The organism is Pedobacter sp. V48, assembly GCF_000523515.1.
Lineage (GTDB): Bacteria > Bacteroidota > Bacteroidia > Sphingobacteriales > Sphingobacteriaceae > Pedobacter.
The window spans coordinates 171,121-188,124 of the sequence record NZ_AWRU01000031.1 but is presented as its reverse complement, the minus strand read 5'-3'; the positions used below and the strand labels follow the sequence as shown (position 1 = coordinate 188,124).

At 40.2% G+C, this 17,004-nt stretch carries 8 protein-coding genes, 2 tRNA genes, 2 rRNA genes and 4 pseudogenes; 4 read left to right on the top strand and 12 right to left on the bottom strand.

Features of this window, described 5'->3' with window-relative positions; genetic code table 11:
• The 12 genes and pseudogenes from N824_RS38640 to N824_RS21250 form a co-directional block, all read right to left on the bottom strand.
• A complete protein-coding gene (locus N824_RS38640) occupies window positions 1–1,074 on the bottom strand; it encodes a PA0069 family radical SAM protein (RefSeq protein WP_048907155.1) in 1,074 nt (357 codons plus the stop codon).
• A gap of 72 nt (window positions 1,075–1,146) precedes the next feature.
• Window positions 1,147–2,382 (bottom strand): carboxypeptidase-like regulatory domain-containing protein, encoded by a 1,236-nt coding sequence (locus N824_RS38635; protein ID WP_048907154.1) that lies wholly within the window; start codon window positions 2,380–2,382, stop codon window positions 1,147–1,149.
• A 17-nt stretch (window positions 2,383–2,399) separates the two neighbouring features.
• Window positions 2,400–2,951, bottom strand: a pseudogene (locus N824_RS38630) (enoyl-ACP reductase).
• Window positions 2,893–3,216 (bottom strand): annotated as a pseudogene (locus tag N824_RS38625) (SDR family oxidoreductase). The pseudogenes N824_RS38630 and N824_RS38625 overlap by 59 nt, the downstream one beginning before the upstream one ends.
• Window positions 3,217–3,297: 81 nt before the next feature.
• A complete protein-coding gene (locus tag N824_RS38620; RefSeq protein ID WP_235207231.1) occupies window positions 3,298–3,624 on the bottom strand; it encodes a hypothetical protein in 327 nt (108 codons plus the stop codon).
• Window positions 3,625–5,089: 1,465 nt separating this feature from the next.
• Window positions 5,090–6,703, bottom strand: a complete 1,614-nt coding sequence (locus N824_RS38615; RefSeq protein ID WP_048907153.1) for a M56 family metallopeptidase — start codon at window positions 6,701–6,703, stop codon at window positions 5,090–5,092.
• A gap of 27 nt (window positions 6,704–6,730) precedes the next feature.
• Window positions 6,731–7,111: a BlaI/MecI/CopY family transcriptional regulator gene (locus N824_RS38610; RefSeq protein ID WP_084498412.1), complete on the bottom strand. Its 381-nt coding sequence runs from the start codon at window positions 7,109–7,111 to the stop codon at window positions 6,731–6,733.
• Window positions 7,112–7,188: 77 nt separating this feature from the next.
• A pseudogene (locus N824_RS38605) lies at window positions 7,189–8,133 on the bottom strand (DUF4835 family protein).
• A 2-nt stretch (window positions 8,134–8,135) separates the two neighbouring features.
• Entirely contained in the window at window positions 8,136–9,329 is a 1,194-nt protein-coding gene (gene coaBC, locus N824_RS21265; protein WP_048907151.1) for a bifunctional phosphopantothenoylcysteine decarboxylase/phosphopantothenate--cysteine ligase CoaBC, read from the bottom strand.
• A gap of 42 nt (window positions 9,330–9,371) precedes the next feature.
• On the bottom strand, window positions 9,372–9,698 hold the full coding sequence (locus tag N824_RS21260; protein ID WP_048907150.1) for a DNA-directed RNA polymerase subunit omega: 327 nt from the start codon (window positions 9,696–9,698) through the stop codon (window positions 9,372–9,374).
• Window positions 9,698–10,636 (bottom strand): annotated as a pseudogene (locus tag N824_RS21255) (outer membrane protein assembly factor BamD). Before N824_RS21255 ends, N824_RS21260 begins: the two are co-directional and overlap by 1 nt.
• Window positions 10,637–10,723: 87 nt before the next feature.
• Window positions 10,724–11,095 carry a DUF5655 domain-containing protein gene (locus N824_RS21250; RefSeq protein ID WP_048907148.1) on the bottom strand — a complete coding sequence of 124 codons (372 nt, stop codon included), beginning with the start codon at window positions 11,093–11,095 and terminating at the stop codon, window positions 10,724–10,726.
• Window positions 11,096–12,038: 943 nt separating this feature from the next.
• Here N824_RS21250 and N824_RS21245 point away from each other — a divergent pair.
• From N824_RS21245 to N824_RS21230, 4 genes are all read left to right on the top strand, one after another.
• Window positions 12,039–13,560: ribosomal RNA gene (locus N824_RS21245) — 16S ribosomal RNA — on the top strand.
• Between the two features lie 114 nt (window positions 13,561–13,674).
• A tRNA-Ile gene (locus N824_RS21240) sits at window positions 13,675–13,749 on the top strand.
• 18 nt (window positions 13,750–13,767) lie between these two features.
• A tRNA-Ala gene (locus N824_RS21235) sits at window positions 13,768–13,844 on the top strand.
• 224 nt (window positions 13,845–14,068) lie between these two features.
• Window positions 14,069–16,946, top strand: a 23S ribosomal RNA gene (locus tag N824_RS21230).
• The 16S and 23S rRNA genes sit together here with 2 tRNA genes alongside, the layout of an rRNA operon.
• Window positions 16,947–17,004 lie beyond the last annotated feature (58 nt).

Genomic DNA, 17,004 nt, shown 5'->3' with positions numbered 1-17,004 from the left:
TTAAAATAGATCGAGTTGAGCTTTGGGGATTTTAAACAAACCGGAGTTTAACTCAATCTTTTTCTCGTTTAGGTGGTTCAGCCGACAATGAAGTTTAAAGTTATCTCTAATTAACTGAGCGATATTGCCATCGCCCCTCATTCTATCTCCAAATCTGCTATCGTTTACATTTCCACCGTGACAGGACTGAATCATATGCCACACCTTCTCAAAGCGATCAGGGTAGTTTTTGCGCAGCCAGTCTTCAAATATCCCTCCAATAGCGCCATTAAGTCGTACCACAGTATAACCCGCTGATATTGCTCCACAACTGGCAATGGTTTTTAGGATAACCGGGATTTCATGATCACTTAGACCTGGAACTAGCGGGGCAACCATAACGCCCATAGGAATTCCAGCTTTGCTTAGCTCTTCCACTATTTTTAATCGTTGTTTGGCAGTAGTTGTTCTCGGTTCCATTTTTGAACGGAGCTTTTCATTTAAGCTATTAATCGAAACATATACCATGCACAAATTAAGTTTAGCCATTTCCTGCAGAATATCCAGGTCACGAAGTATGAGCGCATTTTTTGTGATCATCCCAATGGGTTGTTTATAATTCAAAGCAATTTCTAGAAGCTGACGAGTTATTTTGAAGCGTCTTTCTGCGGGTTGATAGCAGTCCGTATTGCCAGATAATGAAATAGTAGATGCATCCCATCCCTTACGCTCCAGAAACTTTTTGAACAGAACAGGAGCGTCTGTTTTTACTATGATTTTGCGTTCAAAATCTAATCCGGCACTAAATCCCCAGTATTCGTGCGCGTTTCGTGCATAGCAATAGGTGCAACCGTGTTCACAGCCCTGATAAGGATTTAGAGAGTAAAGCATCCCTACATCAGGACTATCTACTTTGTTTACAATAGATTTTGATTTACCAAAAATGAAAGTGGTCTTTTGATCCTCTTCTACCCATTCGTCAATTCCTTCATCATGTTCCTTTACATAATCATTTTTAGCAAAGCGATTATGAGGGTTAAACTGAGCTCCTCTTCCTTTATGGTAATTATCCGGTGTTTCTTTATCTAATATCATTAGTTAAAATTACTAAAAATATTAGTATTATTAAAAGGAAGTTATTCACTTTTTTGAGAAGGGATGTAATCTTTATTTGCGCTTTAGAGGAATATAGTCCATAGGTACCATATCCGCTATTTTCTCATAAGCCCAATAGCCTTCATATAAAAAAGATCTGGAATCGTGAATACCCCCGTTCTCATAGAATCGGACTGGTCCGTTCATCAAATTGGCTACGGAGATTTCATAACTTGGCAAATCCAATGGGCGGAAAATCCAAAATCCGGTTTTGGAATAAGCTAAGGATTCTTTTTCCTTTGTGTATATCACACAAAGTGCGTCAGTATAGTCGAGTAGCTTTAAACTCTGATTGTAATAGTGAACCAGCGTGTCTGGAAGCACTTCATTACGGTCAAGCTTATCAAGATATTTAGGCATATCTTGTTGCTTTTGCCAAAAGTTAACTTGTGCCGTGTCCATTTTAGCCGCGGTTTTAAAGATACCAGTCTTTGGTGGAATGGTTCTCAGTTTGGTTAATTTCTCATTTATCACCTTATCAGGGTAACGGTTAGGATTAGGAACTTTAATCATTTTGTTAATGATGAAGCCTTCTTCTTTAGTTTTGTTTTGATAAAGGGATTTAAAGAAGTGTTGGGAAGAACCATAATATGCAATTTCGCGATTTATGGTATATTTTTTTCTTCGTGCTGATGAAGCTTTTAGTTCTTCAAAAAATGGATGGCCGGAATAATAAATTATGCGTGTTCTGGAATTGTACTCAAAATTATCAAGCATATATTTTAAGCGATATCCTAAAGCTTTATTTTCAACTACCAAAAACTCATCTGTTTTTACCGTAAGCAAGCTTTTGCTCACATCAAAATCAATATTAAGGACTTGAGGGTTTAGTATTTTGCATTGGGAAGCATTGGGCGATTTACCAATAAAGAACTCTTTAAACTGCTCAATGTATTTGGCCCTGTTAGGATCTGCACGAATTACTACTTCATTTAACTGAACTGTATTCTCTTTAAGGGTTAGGTCTACCTCTACTGATTTATCGGAAATGACAACATTTTTGGAATAGGGTAGGTACCCTACCATTTGAACAAGTATATCGTAATTTCCTGGTTGCAGGTTGTTTATCTTAAAGCGGCCATTGTTATCGGCTGCCGTAGCTATTTTATAGCCACTAATGTAAACACCTGCACCAGGTAAAGTTTCTTTCTGATCTCTGACAACACCACTAATTGAATATGAATTTTGTGCATAAACAGTAATAGAAAAGCATATTAGGGAAATGGCTAATGATAGTCGACGGATCATAATTATAAACTAACGGGTTATTCTTCTAATCCCATTTTCTGCATAACGATATCGCTAACCCCTGTTGATGAATACCCTCCATCATGGAAAAGGTTCTGCATTGTTACCATGCGGGTTAAGTCAGAGAAAAGAGTGATACAATAATCTGCACATGATTCAGCATCGGCATTGCCCAATGGAGCTATGGCATTTGCATAATCATAGAAGTCGCCAAAGCCTTTAATTCCTGCTCCGGCGGTGGTTTTAGTTGGCGACTGAGAAACTGTATTGATACGAACTTTCTTCTCCAGGCCGTAATGATAGCCAAAACTGCGGGCAATGGATTCAAGCATTGCTTTAATATCTGCCATGTCGGTGTAGAACGGATAGGTTCGTTGAGCTGCCATATAGGTTAAAGCTACAACACTGCCGCCTTCATTTATCGCATCAAGTTTTTTGGCTACAGCAAGCATTTTGTGAAATGAAAGTGCAGAAACATCTATACCCTTTTGATAATAATCGTAGTTTAATTCAGTGTAAGGGATTTTTTYWMRGATGTTTACANCTMAKRYCRRWWGARYGKMGYRCAAAGTCTATTTTACCGCCTAATATTTCTTGTGATTGGGTAAACAGGTTTGTGAGTTCATCTACATTGGTCGCATCAGCTGGAACAATCTGAGAACCTGTCTTTTCTGCCAAAGCATTAATCTCTCCCATTCTCATGGCAATAGGAGCATTGGTTAAAACAAATTCAGCACCCTCTTCATGTGCTTTTTCAGCAACTTTCCATGCTATTGAATTTTGATCTAATGCTCCAGTAATGATACCACGTTTACCTTTTAGTAAGTTATACATATCTTTTTATTTTGGTTCTTCTTATGATTTATCGAAAGTAATAAAAATCTAAAAGATATGTGTGGCGGTTATTGTTAAAGATTAGTTAAAACCAAGTAGCTCCTGAGCATTCTTGAGAGCCGATGCACCGGGGTCTTTACCACTAAGCATTTCGGCAATTACCTTTATTCTAGCTTCGGGCTTTAATTTTCTAATGCCTGTTGTGGTACGCTCAGTCTCCTCATTTTTATAAACAAAATAATGAGCATCACCTTTTGCTGCAATTTGAGGTAGGTGAGTAATGCATATTACCTGCATATTCTGTTCCAGATCTCCAATTACATTACCTACCCGAACGGCTGTCTCTCCTGAAATACCTGTATCGATCTCGTCAAATATTAAGGTAGGTAATGAGGTATGCTTGGCCATAATCGACTTAATAGCCAGCATCAGTCTGGATAACTCTCCTCCGGAGGCAACTTTACCAACAGGAGCAGGCGCCTGCCCGCTATTGGCAGAGAATARWAAGGWNGAKAYTGWSYKTWCCRNCNWWMWKSMATTNAGAAAGTACWTTCKRTTCAATTTTAATTTTAGCATTGGGCATTCCAACCTGATTAAGTACCTTAGCTACCTGATCTTCTGTATTGGTTATAGATTTGCTTCTATTTGCCGATAGTTCGGTTGCTTTGCGTTCCAGATCTTCCTTCATCAAGGTTATTTCTTTTGCAAGACGTTCAATCTCTTCATCTCCGCTTAATAGCTGACTTAGATTTTGTGATAATTGCGCTTCAATAGCCTGCAATTCTTCAATAGAATTTACCCTGTGTTTTTGCTGGAGATTATAAATGATGTCTAAACGTGCATTAATTTCCTCAATTCTGGAAGGGTTAAAAATTATTCCTTCTTCAAATGCTACAGTTTCCTGAGCAATGTCTTTAATTTCTATTAATGAAGATCTTAAACGTTCATTTAAAGTGGCGTAATCAGGATTAAATTTCTCAATGCTTTGGAGCTGATTGATAACCTCTTTTAATAGAGGTAACACAGCTGTTTCCTGTTCACTCAGTATATTCTGACTATTTAAAAGGCTTCTTTTGATGCTCTCAGCATTGCTAAGCATTTGTAATTCAGTTTCAAGCTGTTCCTGCTCACCGGACTTTAAGGCTGCGGTTTCCAATTCATTGAAAAGGAACTGTTCGTAGTCTTGTCTACTGCGGGCTTCGGCAGCGGCTTCCTGTAAGGTGGATAATTGTTGCTGCGCTTTTTTATAAACTTTATATTGCTCACGGTACTGAGCCAACAAGGATTGATGATTTGCCAGGGTATCTACCACTAGCAGCTGAAAGCCAGGGTCGTTTACTTCTAGCGTAGCATGCTGAGAGTGTATGTCAATGAGTTTCTCGCCAACTTGCTTCATTACAGTAAGCGTAACGGGAGTATCGTTTATAAAGGCTCTAGACTTTCCATCTGTGGATATTTCCCTCCTTAAAATGCTTTCGTTATAAAAGTCAATATCGTTTTCTTCGAAAAGAGATTGTAATGTAGTGTCCCTAAGCAGAAATTGCCCCTCGATAATACATTTTTTGTCCTGATTAAAGAAATACTTAGTTTCGGCACGCTGACCCAATATAAGGGAGAGTGCGCCAAGCATGATAGACTTACCGGCACCTGTTTCGCCAGTGATGATATTTAAACCTTTATTAAGTTCCAAATCAACACTATCTATTAAAGCATAGTTACGAATAGAAAGTTTTTGTAGCATATTACTCTGCTAAATTATGAAAACTTAATCAATGGATGTTTATTCTTACAAACAAAAAAAGCAGAAGATTTCTCTTCTGCCCTCAATCTAATTTTATTGTGTGGTTTAATAATTCGTACGATCTGTGTTAGATCAATTCAGGTCTATATCTGTTTTAATTCCTTTTTTCTTTTTAATGCTATCAATTCCATTGTCAAATTTTCTTTTCAGCTCTTTATACTCAGGTGAGTTTTGTAGCTCTTTCATCTCTTCAATACGTTTTTTAAATTCAGGAGAATTTATTTTTTCACGCATCAGATCCATGTTTTTCTTCATCTCGGCCTGTTGTTTTTTCCATTCAGGAGAATTGAAATGTTTAGCCATTTCTACAGCATTTTTTTGCACTTCTTTTATCTGTTGCTGAAATTCAGGTGATTTTATATAGGCCATGCTTACCTTTGTTACCGAGTCAAGATTAAACTTGTAATCGAACTTAAAATCATTCATAAATGATTCATTAACTACTTCCTGTCTTAAACTATCAGGCATTTCTTTAAGAGAGTTATATTCTTTTTTATTTCCTTTAGCATCAAGGGTAACGATTTTAAACTTATTTTTTTTCTTTGTGGTATCTGTTTTTACAAGATCGTTATCGCAGTCCTCGTTAGCAACTGGTGCTAGTAGTGTCTGAATTTTTGATTTTATAGCTAGTCCTTCAATATCAACCTTTTTGCTATGTTGATCTTCCTTCTTTACTACAGGGGCTTTCTTTGCTGGACTAATCCATGCTAAAGATATTATAGTCGCTATTGTTAATGTTATAGCCAAAATCTGCTGTTTGGCATTCATATAATTGGTTTTCATGTCCGTAATTCTTTTAATTCGTTGATACAAATGTTGATCATTTCCAGTTGCTGCCATTGAAAGGGCGGGGGTGCTTTTATTTTTTAATATTTCAAGTTTTAAAAGTGCATGAGCATAGGTTAGGGGGCTGCCAGTAAATTTTAAAACAAGATCATCACAAGCATGTTCACGTTCTATATTGATTAGTCGGCCGCCCAGCCATACAAATGGATTAAAGAAGAGTATGGTTTCAATACCCGTTTTTATTAGATTTAACAGATAATCGTTTCTTCGTATGTGCGAAAGCTCATGAATTAATATTGCTTCAACTTGTTTTATATCAAGCTGCGATGCTAATGCGATTGGAAATAACACCACTGGTTTTAAATAACCGATAACCAGTGGAACATTTACCCTTGACGATAAATAAAACTCAATATTCTGACGAAGGTTTAATTTAGCCACCATACTTTCAAAAACCGGAAGCCATAAAGTGGGAACTGGAGTACGATCAGCCCATTTTAAATCTAACAATTTCTTATAGCCTATACCCAGGATGAGCAGCTGAAACAATATACCGATAGTATATATGCTAACCAGATAAGGGAAAAAGTTCTCTGTTATGCTACTCATATCCTGAGGCAGGCGCACAAGGTAATCGGATTGCTGTACATTCGAGATTTGATCAGATGCAGTTACAACGCTATTTACCGGAAGTTTAAATAGTGAAAAGAATGTAATGCAGAATCCAAGAAATATAAGGCACAATGCTCCATAGGCCAGATTGTGCTTAATTTTTGCATCTATTTTAGGAAATGCACTTGTAACAGCTACCAATATACCATAAATGATGGCACCTTGCCATAGAGAGTGGAAGATACTCCATCCGGTAGCTTTAATGAGATTGTTTACTATTGCTTCCATGTGTTTATAGTTGGTTCTTTAGGTTTATTACTTACTTAATTCATCAAGATATTTTTTTATCGAATCAATTTCATCTTTGCTTGCGGTGTGGTTTCCCAGTGCTTGCATTACCAATCTCGCCGCCGATCCGTTAAAAACATTATCGATCATTTTATTTACCAGGTGCTGTTCTGTTTTTTGCTGATTGAGAAGTGCAGTATAAATATGGGTTTTAGAAGAGGTATCGCGTTTAACAAGTCCTTTCTCGTGCATAATCTGCATTAGCTTCAGCGTAGTGGTATAACCAGAGTCTTTGCTTTTCTCCAAAATCTCATGGACGTCTCTAACCGTACAATTACCCTTTTCCCACAATATCTGTAAGATCTCTAGTTCGCTTTCGGTAGGCTTAAGATTTATTGATGGTGCCATATTTTGTTTATACGAATTGTTTCGTATTCAAATGTACGAATGTATTCGTACAAACAAAATATTTTTAACATTTTTTTTTAATTGTTTTTGAGACCTTGATTAAGAGGGGCAATTGCCTGATTGAGCGTTTCGTATTTATTGATGTTCGCGGGATCAATTTGCACAAGCAGGTTGTATGCTTTTATACGATCAGAGACATCTCCGGTAGGAATAGAAAAGATATTTACAACCTCATCTGCTTTCGTAGAAAAGTAGAAGTTTGGAAAAATAGAACCTAATTTCTGTTTGTCCATTTGTTTTAATCCACTAAGCAGGGTTATCATTTTTTTTACTCCACGGCCGGTATTTTCTTGCAAGCGATCAAGCCCATTAAAATGATAGTCGTAAATAAATACCCTAAGTTCTTCAAAGGTTTTATTAAGTAGATTTTCATTTAGCCAGTAGCGGTTACGTAACCCATCAAAGGCTTTCCAGCCTTTATTGCCAGATACCTGAGCGTTGTTTAGAATGGTAGAGGCCCTCTTATAGAAAGGAGTGCCACCAAGGTGACTAAAACTATCTTTATCTAACCCAATAATCGTATAAGCATAGTAGCTTAGTAGRKWRMNAASAWNTGGAMAWAYANANRTTWGRTYSKAKWWWTCCAAWSWTYKACYTTYMKMMKARWKSARATNGARRTNTKTAWMRCTWAGATYRAGCAGGGTACTGTTATAGGCTGATGCGTAAACCGGTCGGCTAGATTGAAGTTGTGCCTCTGCTTTATAGGCAGCACTGCCATCCCAATCAGTTATGGTGATTACAAAGTTGCATTCAATACGCTCCTGTGGGATATAATTTTCGTTACTCCACTTATTATTATTTAAGAACTCCCTTATGGTAGTTTCAAGAACTTCCAGGTTTCTTCTGTCCATATTAGGGATAGTAGGAGCCTGTACCTGAACTCTTGCATTTAATTCCTGAGCATTAACAAAGGTTTGGCAAATAAAAAAGAAAAGTAAGATAAGTAAGTAGCGTTTTTTCATGCTTAAACAAGCTTTAAAATTTCATTGCAAATGTCTTTGGCAACCTCAGTTTTTGATTTCGTTTCAAAAACTGTCTTCTCAAATGCTTTATTAAAGATAGTTATTTTATTGGTATCCACCTTAAAACCTGCTCCTTTATCATTTAAGGAATTAAGGATAATGAGATCAAGATTTTTCCTCGTAAGCTTGTCCTTTGCATGTTCTTCCTCATTTTCAGTTTCTAAAGCAAAGCCAACAAGTATTTGATTTTCTTTTTTCAGTGTGCCTAAAGTAGCCAGAATATCTTCTGTCTTTTTTAACTCCAGGTTGAACTCCCCGCTGGTTTTTTTTATTTTCTGACTGGCTGTAGTTACAGGTGTATAATCAGCAACGGCAGCACTCATTACCACAATGTGTGCAGTAGGGAACTCTTTTTGACATGCAGTTAGCATTTGAGCAGCACTTATAACATCTATTCTATTGAACTGTTGTGAGCTCTTTTCAGCTGTTGGTCCTGTAATTAATGTTACTTCAGCACCTAAACGAGAAAACTCGTCTGCAATAGCAAAACCCATTTTGCCAGAAGAATGATTTCCTATAAAGCGTACAGGATCTATAGCTTCATAAGTAGGTCCTGCTGTTACAAGTACTTTTTTCCCTAGTAACGGAAGGGCCTTACTTATTATTTCTGATAGAAACGAAACGATTTCCTCAGGCTCAGCCATTCTACCTTCACCATATAGGCCGCTAGCTAATTCTCCTTTCCCGGGAGATATAAGAAGATTGCCGTACGACAATAATTTATCTATATTGGTTTGAGTGGTTTCATGTTTCCACATATCCAGATCCATTGCAGGTGCAACTAAAACAGGACACTTTGCCGAAAGGTAAACTGCAGTTAGTAGATTATCGCAAAGGCCGGTAGCCATTTTTGCTAATGTATTTGCACTTGCCGGTGCAACGAGCATGTAATCGGCCCAGAGGCCTAATTCTACATGATTACTCCAAACTCCGGTTTCTTCTTCGAAGTATTGGGTGTAAACAGGATTTTTTGATAGTGTTGCGAGCGTGAGCGGAGTGATGAAATTTGCCGCATCTGCAGTGAGAATTACTTTAACGTTTGCGCCAGCCTTTACCAGGAGCCTTACCAGTGTAGCTGATTTGTATGCTGCAATGCTGCCGCAAACGCCTAGAATAATGTTTTTATCTTTTAGCATGGTTTATAATGCATTGATGCAGTTTAATACCTATGCGCGATATTATTGTTGCTCTTTAGCAGGATTTCTGTAATAAATTTTGTCGTTCAGAAATTCGTCAATAGCAATTAATGAAGGTTTTGGTAAACGCTCATAGTGCTTACTGATCTCAATTTGTTCCCTGTTCTCAAAAATCTCTTCAAGATTATCATTAGAAGATGCAAACTCAGCTAATTTGCCGTGAAGCTCTTCTTTCATGTTATTAGAAATCTGATTAGCCCTTTTAGAAATAATTACTAAAGACTCATAGATATTTCCGGTTTTTTGATCCAGATCATTAACATTTCTAGTAACCGTAGTATTTGGTATTGCGGGTTTATTCGTATTCATTATCTGTTGGGGGTTTTAATTGTATTAATTGCAGAACTATCTCTTTTAGCTTCTTTTRTTRAYTNAKMYTKATATTTTTCATAATTAGCAAGGCGTTCAGCTATAAAGCGTTTAGCACTTTCTATTCCAGATTCACTGTCTTTCTTTAAGGCATTTGCTTCCTTTAAGTATTTACTTTCAGGATGCGCTTCTGCAAATTCATTTGCATAGGTAATAGCTTCTGTAAAGCGGTCTTCCTGACGATCCTCAATACTGTTTTTAGCAAAAGCGTACTGTGATTTGATCATTAACAAATCCATTTCCTCTGAATATTTAATATCAGGATAGTCAATTTGTGCATTTTTTAGTGCAATAACAGCTGCTCTGTAGTTAGATGCTTCACCGCCATTACCGCCTATTTCGTAATACATTTTTGCATTTGCATATGCTTTGTCTTCAAGTTTAGTACGCAGAATACCAATGTATTTTGCAGCCTCTACAGCACGTTCGCTTTTTGGGTAGAAGTTAATAAAGAGCTGTAATGCGTCGATGGCTTTATAGGTGTTTTCCTGATCTAAGCTTGGTCTTGGAGAATCCAGATAATAGCAATAAGCGCTCATATATCTACACTCTTCAGCATATTTACTAGTTGGGTAGCTGTCCGCAAATGATTTGAATTGATATCTTGCAGTTGTGTAATCTCTTAGTTTAAAGAGAGTTAGTGCGTAATAATAATTTAATTCCTCAGCTTCAGCTCTTCCTCTGTATTTTTGAGACAAGTCCTCGAACAAGATCAATGCCTTAGAATAATTCTTTTTGTTATATAGCCTCATGGCCTCCTGGTACTTCTTTGCAACGTCGTTGCTCAGTCTGATCTTCTCAAACTGACTTTTACAACCAGCAATAGTAAGAGCTATAATGGTGAAACTTAATAGTAATACGTGTTTAATTTTAAACATTCTGCAAAGATAAGTTAATAATACGATACCGTCAATTAAAAATAATAGGACGCTAAGCTATGTAAAGGCATTCATCCTGTCAAGTGCTTAACATAATTTAACGTTTCCATTTTTATAAGCCATAGACATATACATTAATACCTCGTCATTTATATCTTCTTTATAATATATTCGGAGATGGTGGTTGTAATCATCACTCCCAGGAACAAGCTTTATTTTTCGAAAACACATATTGTCTTCATATGGTTGTTTAAATGGAAATACAACATCAATAAAGTTTTTGCTAAACTGTATAACGTAAGCGAAGTTAATGCGGGATGAGAAAGCTATCATTGTTTTGGTAGCATGGAATTTCACCTCGCCTAATTGTTGGTAACATGAAACAAAGTGATTGAAAAGCTCAATCGAGGAAGATGATTTTCCTTGAAGAAATGCTAGCAATGATATGTTGTTGTCCATAATAGCATATTATATTAGTGCCAATCTATAAAGATAATTCATTTTTCCTTAGGCGGTTCTTATTTGATTATTGTTTACTAGGATGCATTTAAGAATCGCTATATTATTTTTTCAACGACTTTGCGACGACTCTGAACGACCTTTTGTCGTTTGTAAGACTTTTTGATGTAAGGTATCAGGGGATGGTGTATTATACATATTATTATAGTATACTAATATAGTGTAGAATTAGATGTGACCATCATATACTATATATAGTGTAAGGTAGTCATTTTCGCCGGCCTTGTTTTCGCCTTTTGTGGTATTTTAAGATAAAGAATTAACCTGTTTTTAACTTGTTGTTAATTTTTCTGGTTGTGGTTTAGTGAGTTAGGATTATTTTGTAATAAATGGTGCGTAAATGTTTGCGTAGTGGTTGAATTTTCCTACTTTTGCATCCCGCTTCGGAGGAAGATAAACAGGGGAAAGGGCTAGTGAGGATGGTATTTTGAAAGTATGTAAAGGAGATTGTCCCTTAGGTTTTAGTGAATGTGAGTTCAGTAAAACAAAAAGGAAAAAAAGTTTTAAAAAGCTTGATAATTAGAAAAAGATTTCTACCTTTGCAGTCCCAAACAAAACGGGTGTTACCAAACGGAGTTTAGTAACGGAATAAAAAAGATTGAAATAAAGGAATGGTTAAACAGAAAGCGGGGAGCAATACGACCTTGCAGAAACACAGGCCATGATTTTAAAGATATATAAGAAGGGGATCCGTGAGGTGACCCGCGAAGTTCATTAAAGAGATGTCATTTATCAACGTAGCGAGGTAAGAAAGTACAGATTCAAAGTACATGAAACCTGCGCTATTATTTTCGAGTCAAGTTCTGACAGACAATACAAAAAAAAGAATACAGACTATTATTAACAAGTTAAGAATGGTCAGCGATTCAAACTATAACATTTTACAATGGAGAGTTTGATCCTGGCTCAGGATGAACGCTAGCGGCAGGCCTAATACATGCAAGTCGAACGAGATTAAGGGGCTTGCTCCTTATGAAAGTGGCGCACGGGTGCGTAACGCGTATGCAACCTACCTCAATCAGGGGGATAGCCCGAAGAAATTCGGATTAACACCGCATAAAAACACAGGATAGCATTATCCAATGTTCAAATATTTATAGGATTGAGATGGGCATGCGTGTCATTAGCTAGTTGGCGGGGTAACGGCCCACCAAGGCGACGATGACTAGGGGATCTGAGAGGATGACCCCCCACACTGGTACTGAGACACGGACCAGACTCCTACGGGAGGCAGCAGTAAGGAATATTGGTCAATGGAGGCAACTCTGAACCAGCCATGCCGCGTGCAGGAAGACAGCCCTCTGGGTCGTAAACTGCTTTTATTCGGGAATAAACCTTATTACGTGTAATAAGCTGAATGTACCGAAGGAATAAGGATCGGCTAACTCCGTGCCAGCAGCCGCGGTAATACGGAGGATCCAAGCGTTATCCGGATTTATTGGGTTTAAAGGGTGCGTAGGCGGCTTATTAAGTCAGGGGTGAAAGACGGTGGCTCAACCATCGCAGTGCCTTTGATACTGATGAGCTTGAATGAACTAGAGGTAGGCGGAATGTGACAAGTAGCGGTGAAATGCATAGATATGTCACAGAACACCGATTGCGAAGGCAGCTTACTATGGTTTTATTGACGCTGAGGCACGAAAGCGTGGGGATCAAACAGGATTAGATACCCTGGTAGTCCACGCCCTAAACGATGAATACTCGCTGTTAGCGATATACAGTTAGCGGCTAAGCGAAAGCGTTAAGTATTCCACCTGGGGAGTACGCCCGCAAGGGTGAAACTCAAAGGAATTGACGGGGGCCCGCACAAGCGGAGGAGCATGTGGTTTAATTCGATGATACGCGAGGAACCTTACCCGGGCTTGAAAGTTAGTGAATTATCTAGAGATAGATAAGTGAGCAATCACACGAAACTAGGTGCTGCATGGCTGTCGTCAGCTCGTGCCGTGAGGTGTTGGGTTAAGTCCCGCAACGAGCGCAACCCCTATGTTTAGTTGCCAGCACGTTAAGGTGGGGACTCTAAACAGACTGCCTGTGCAAACAGAGAGGAAGGAGGGGACGACGTCAAGTCATCATGGCCCTTACGTCCGGGGCTACACACGTGCTACAATGGATGGTACAGAGGGCAGCAAGCTGGCAACAGCAAGCAAATCTCAAAAAGCCATTCACAGTTCGGATAGAGGTCTGCAACTCGACCTCTTGAAGTTGGATTCGCTAGTAATCGCGTATCAGCAATGACGCGGTGAATACGTTCCCGGGCCTTGTACACACCGCCCGTCAAGCCATGGAAGTTGGGGGTACCTAAAGTATGTAACCGCAAGGAGCGTCCTAGGGTAAAACCGATAACTGGGGCTAAGTCGTAACAAGGTAGCCGTACCGGAAGGTGCGGCTGGAATACCTCCTTTCTGGAGTAGACTAGACTACTCGCTACGTAAATGATATAATGACAAAAGATCTCAAAAAAGAAAACCCATAGGATGAAGCATCGTTTAGTGCTCCATACTGCAGTATAGACATAAAGTCCCGTAGCTCAGTTTGGTTAGAGCACTACACTGATAATGTAGGGGTCAGCAGTTCAAATCTGCTCGGGACTACATTAAGATTAATCTTACGGGGGATTAGCTCAGCTGGCTAGAGCGCCTGCCTTGCACGCAGGAGGTCAACGGTTCGACTCCGTTATTCTCCACCATCACCGGTACCTGTTACAAAAGGTACAGAAATAGGAAGTAGAAATACTTTCCGGGATAGAAAAGTTCTTTGACATATTGGAAGAAGTTAAAAAAGAAGAGCAAACAACAATAGAGACGTTGTTTGATCTGCAGGATACCAAAAGCGAGCAATTGCTGTAGGTATACTAAAGAGATAACAACAATCAAAAAAAGCATTTCCATAGGCGCAAAAGGCTATGGAGAGAAGAAAGTAAATAAGAGCACACAGGGGATGCCTTGGCTCTCAGAGGCGATGAAGGACGTGATAAGCTGCGATAAGCACTGGGGATTAGCAAATATGAATTGATCCGGTGATTTCCGAATGGGGAAACCTGGCTAGTTGAAGACTAGTCGTATATATACGCAAACCTGCCGAACTGAAACATCTAAGTAAGCAGAGGAAGAGAAAATAATAATGATTTCCTAAGTAGTGGCGAGCGAACGGGAAAGAGCCCAAACCAGCTATGTTACGGCATAACTGGGGTTGTAGGACTACGATATGATTATAATGCAATGAAGTGGAACAGGATGGGAAGCCTGGCAATATAGAGTGAGAGCCTCGTACACGTAAGTACCATTAGTCTAGTAGTATCCTGAGTACCGCGAGGTCGGAGACGCCTTGTGGGAATCTGCCGGCACCATCCGGTAAGGCTAAATACTCCTGAGAGACCGATAGTGAACCAGTACCGTGAGGGAAAGGTGAAAAGAACCCCGAACAGGGGAGTGAAATAGAACCTGAAACTGTGTGCTTACAAGCGGTCGGAGCGTCCAGGTGGCGTGACGGCGTGCCTTTTGCATAATGAGCCTACGAGTTACTCTTCTCTGGCAAGGTTAAGTGTTTAAGACACGGATCCGAAGCGAAAGCGAGTCTGAATAGGGCGTATAGTCAGGGGAGGTAGACGCGAAACCTTGTGATCTACCCATGGACAGGTTGAAGGTGCGGTAACACGTACTGGAGGACCGAACCGATAAACGTTGAAAAGTTTCCGGATGATCTGTGGGTAGGGGTGAAAGGCTAATCAAACTGGGAAATAGCTCGTACTCCCCGAAATGTTTTTAGGAACAGCGTCGTGGTGAAGTTAAATAGAGGTAGAGCTACTGATTGGGTGCGGGGGAGTCAAATCCTACCAAATCCAGACAAACTCCGAATGCTATTTAATATACACGGCAGTGAGGCGCGGGGTGCTAAGGTCACGCGCCGAGAGGGAAAGAACCCAGACCATCAGCTAAGGTCCCCAAGTTACAGTTAAGTTGAACTAACGAGGTCCGATTGCATAGACAGCTAGGATGTTGGCTTGGAAGCAGCCATTCATTTAAAGAGTGCGTAACAGCTCACTAGTCGAGCGATCGGGCATGGATAATAAACGGGCATTAAACTGTACACCGAAGCTATGGGTAATATTAATATTACGGTAGGGGAGCATTCCAGCGGCAGCGAAGGTATGACGTAAGTTGTGCTGGAGCTTCTGGAAAAGCAAATGTAGGCATAAGTAACGATAAGGCGGGCGAGAAACCCGCCCACCGAAAGGATAAGGTTTCCTGATCAACGCTAATCGGATCAGGGTTAGTCGGGGCCTAAGGAGAACCCGAAGGGGATATTCGATGGACAACGGATTAATATTTCCGTACTTTTTATAACTGCGATGTGGGGACGGAGTAGTGACACTGCCGCGATCTGACGGAATAGATCGTTGAAGGCTGTAGGTATTGGACTGGTAGGCAAATCCGCCGGTCTAGCTGAACGCTGATAGTACCGCAAACCTTCGGGGGCGTGGATAGTGCAGGTAATCAGACTTCCAAGAAAAACCGCTAAGCTTCAGGTTATAAAAACCCGTACCGCAAACCGACACAGGTATCCGGGAAGAGAATTCTAAGGTGCTCGAGTGAATCATGGCTAAGGAACTCGGCAAAATGGCCCTGTAACTTCGGGAGAAGGGGCGCTGGTAGCAATATCAGCCGCAGTGAAAAGGCCCAGGCGACTGTTTAACAAAAACACATGGCTTTGCAAAATCGAAAGATGAAGTATAAGGCCTGACACCTGCCCGGTGCTGGAAGGTTAAGAGGGGATGTCATCCGCAAGGAGAAGCATTGAATCGAAGCCCCAGTAAACGGCGGCCGTAACTATAACGGTCCTAAGGTAGCGAAATTCCTTGTCGGGTAAGTTCCGACCTGCACGAATGGTGTAACGATCTGGGCGCTGTCTCAGCCATGAGCTCGGTGAAATTGTGGTCCCGGTGAAGACGCCGGGTACCCGCAACGGGACGGAAAGACCCCATGCACCTTCACTACAATTTAACATTGACATTGGATACAGGATGTGTAGGATAGGTGGGAGACTATGAAGCGGCGTCGCCAGGCGTCGTGGAGTCAACGTTGAAATACCACCCTTTCTGTATTCGGTGTCTAACTCTGCAACGTGGAGGACATTGTTTGATGGGTAGTTTGACTGGGGTGGTCGCCTCCAAAAAGGTAACGGAGGCTTTCAAAGGTAAGCTCAATACGCTTGGTAACCGTATGAGGAGTGCAATAGCATAAGCTTGCTTGACTGTGAGACAGACAAGTCGATCAGGGTCGAAAGACGGATATAGTGATCCGGTGGTTCTGCATGGAAGGGCCATCGCTCAAAGGATAAAAGGTACGCTGGGGATAACAGGCTGATCTCCCCCAAGAGCTCATATCGACGGGGAGGTTTGGCACCTCGATGTCGGCTCGTCACATCCTGGGGCTGGAGAAGGTCCCAAGGGTTCGGCTGTTCGCCGATTAAAGTGGCACGCGAGCTGGGTTCAGAACGTCGCGAGACAGTTCGGTCCCTATCTGTTGTGGGCGTTGGAATTTTGAGTGGGGCTGACCTTAGTACGAGAGGACCGGGTTGGACTAGCCTCTAGTGAATCTGTTGTTCCGCCAGGGGCATTGCAGAGTAGCTACGCTGGGAATAGATAAGCGCTGAAAGCATCTAAGTGCGAAACTAGCCACGAGATGAGAATTCCATATAGGACCGTAGCAGACTACTACGTTGATAGGTTACAGATGTAAAGATGGTGACATCAAAGTCGAGTAATACTAATAATCCGAAGCTTTCAAGAGCAGTAAACTGTTGTTTGTTCTTCAAAACTTAACTTCTTTCAATAATATGTCATTGTT

Excerpts from the sequence above, each read along its gene's own strand:
- N824_RS38610 (WP_084498412.1), bottom strand. The coding sequence starts at position 7,111 with ATGGCACCATCAATAAATCTTAAGCCTACCGAAAGCGAACTAGAGATC.
- N824_RS38640 (WP_048907155.1), bottom strand. The coding sequence starts at position 1,074 with ATGATATTAGATAAAGAAACACCGGATAATTACCATAAAGGAAGAGGA.
- N824_RS38635 (WP_048907154.1), bottom strand. The coding sequence starts at position 2,382 with ATGATCCGTCGACTATCATTAGCCATTTCCCTAATATGCTTTTCTATT.
- N824_RS21260 (WP_048907150.1), bottom strand. The coding sequence starts at position 9,698 with ATGAATACGAATAAACCCGCAATACCAAATACTACGGTTACTAGAAAT.
- coaBC (WP_048907151.1), bottom strand. The coding sequence starts at position 9,329 with ATGCTAAAAGATAAAAACATTATTCTAGGCGTTTGCGGCAGCATTGCA.
- N824_RS21250 (WP_048907148.1), bottom strand. The coding sequence starts at position 11,095 with ATGGACAACAACATATCATTGCTAGCATTTCTTCAAGGAAAATCATCT.
- N824_RS38615 (WP_048907153.1), bottom strand. The coding sequence starts at position 6,703 with ATGGAAGCAATAGTAAACAATCTCATTAAAGCTACCGGATGGAGTATC.
- N824_RS38620 (WP_235207231.1), bottom strand. The coding sequence starts at position 3,624 with ATGGCCAAGCATACCTCATTACCTACCTTAATATTTGACGAGATCGAT.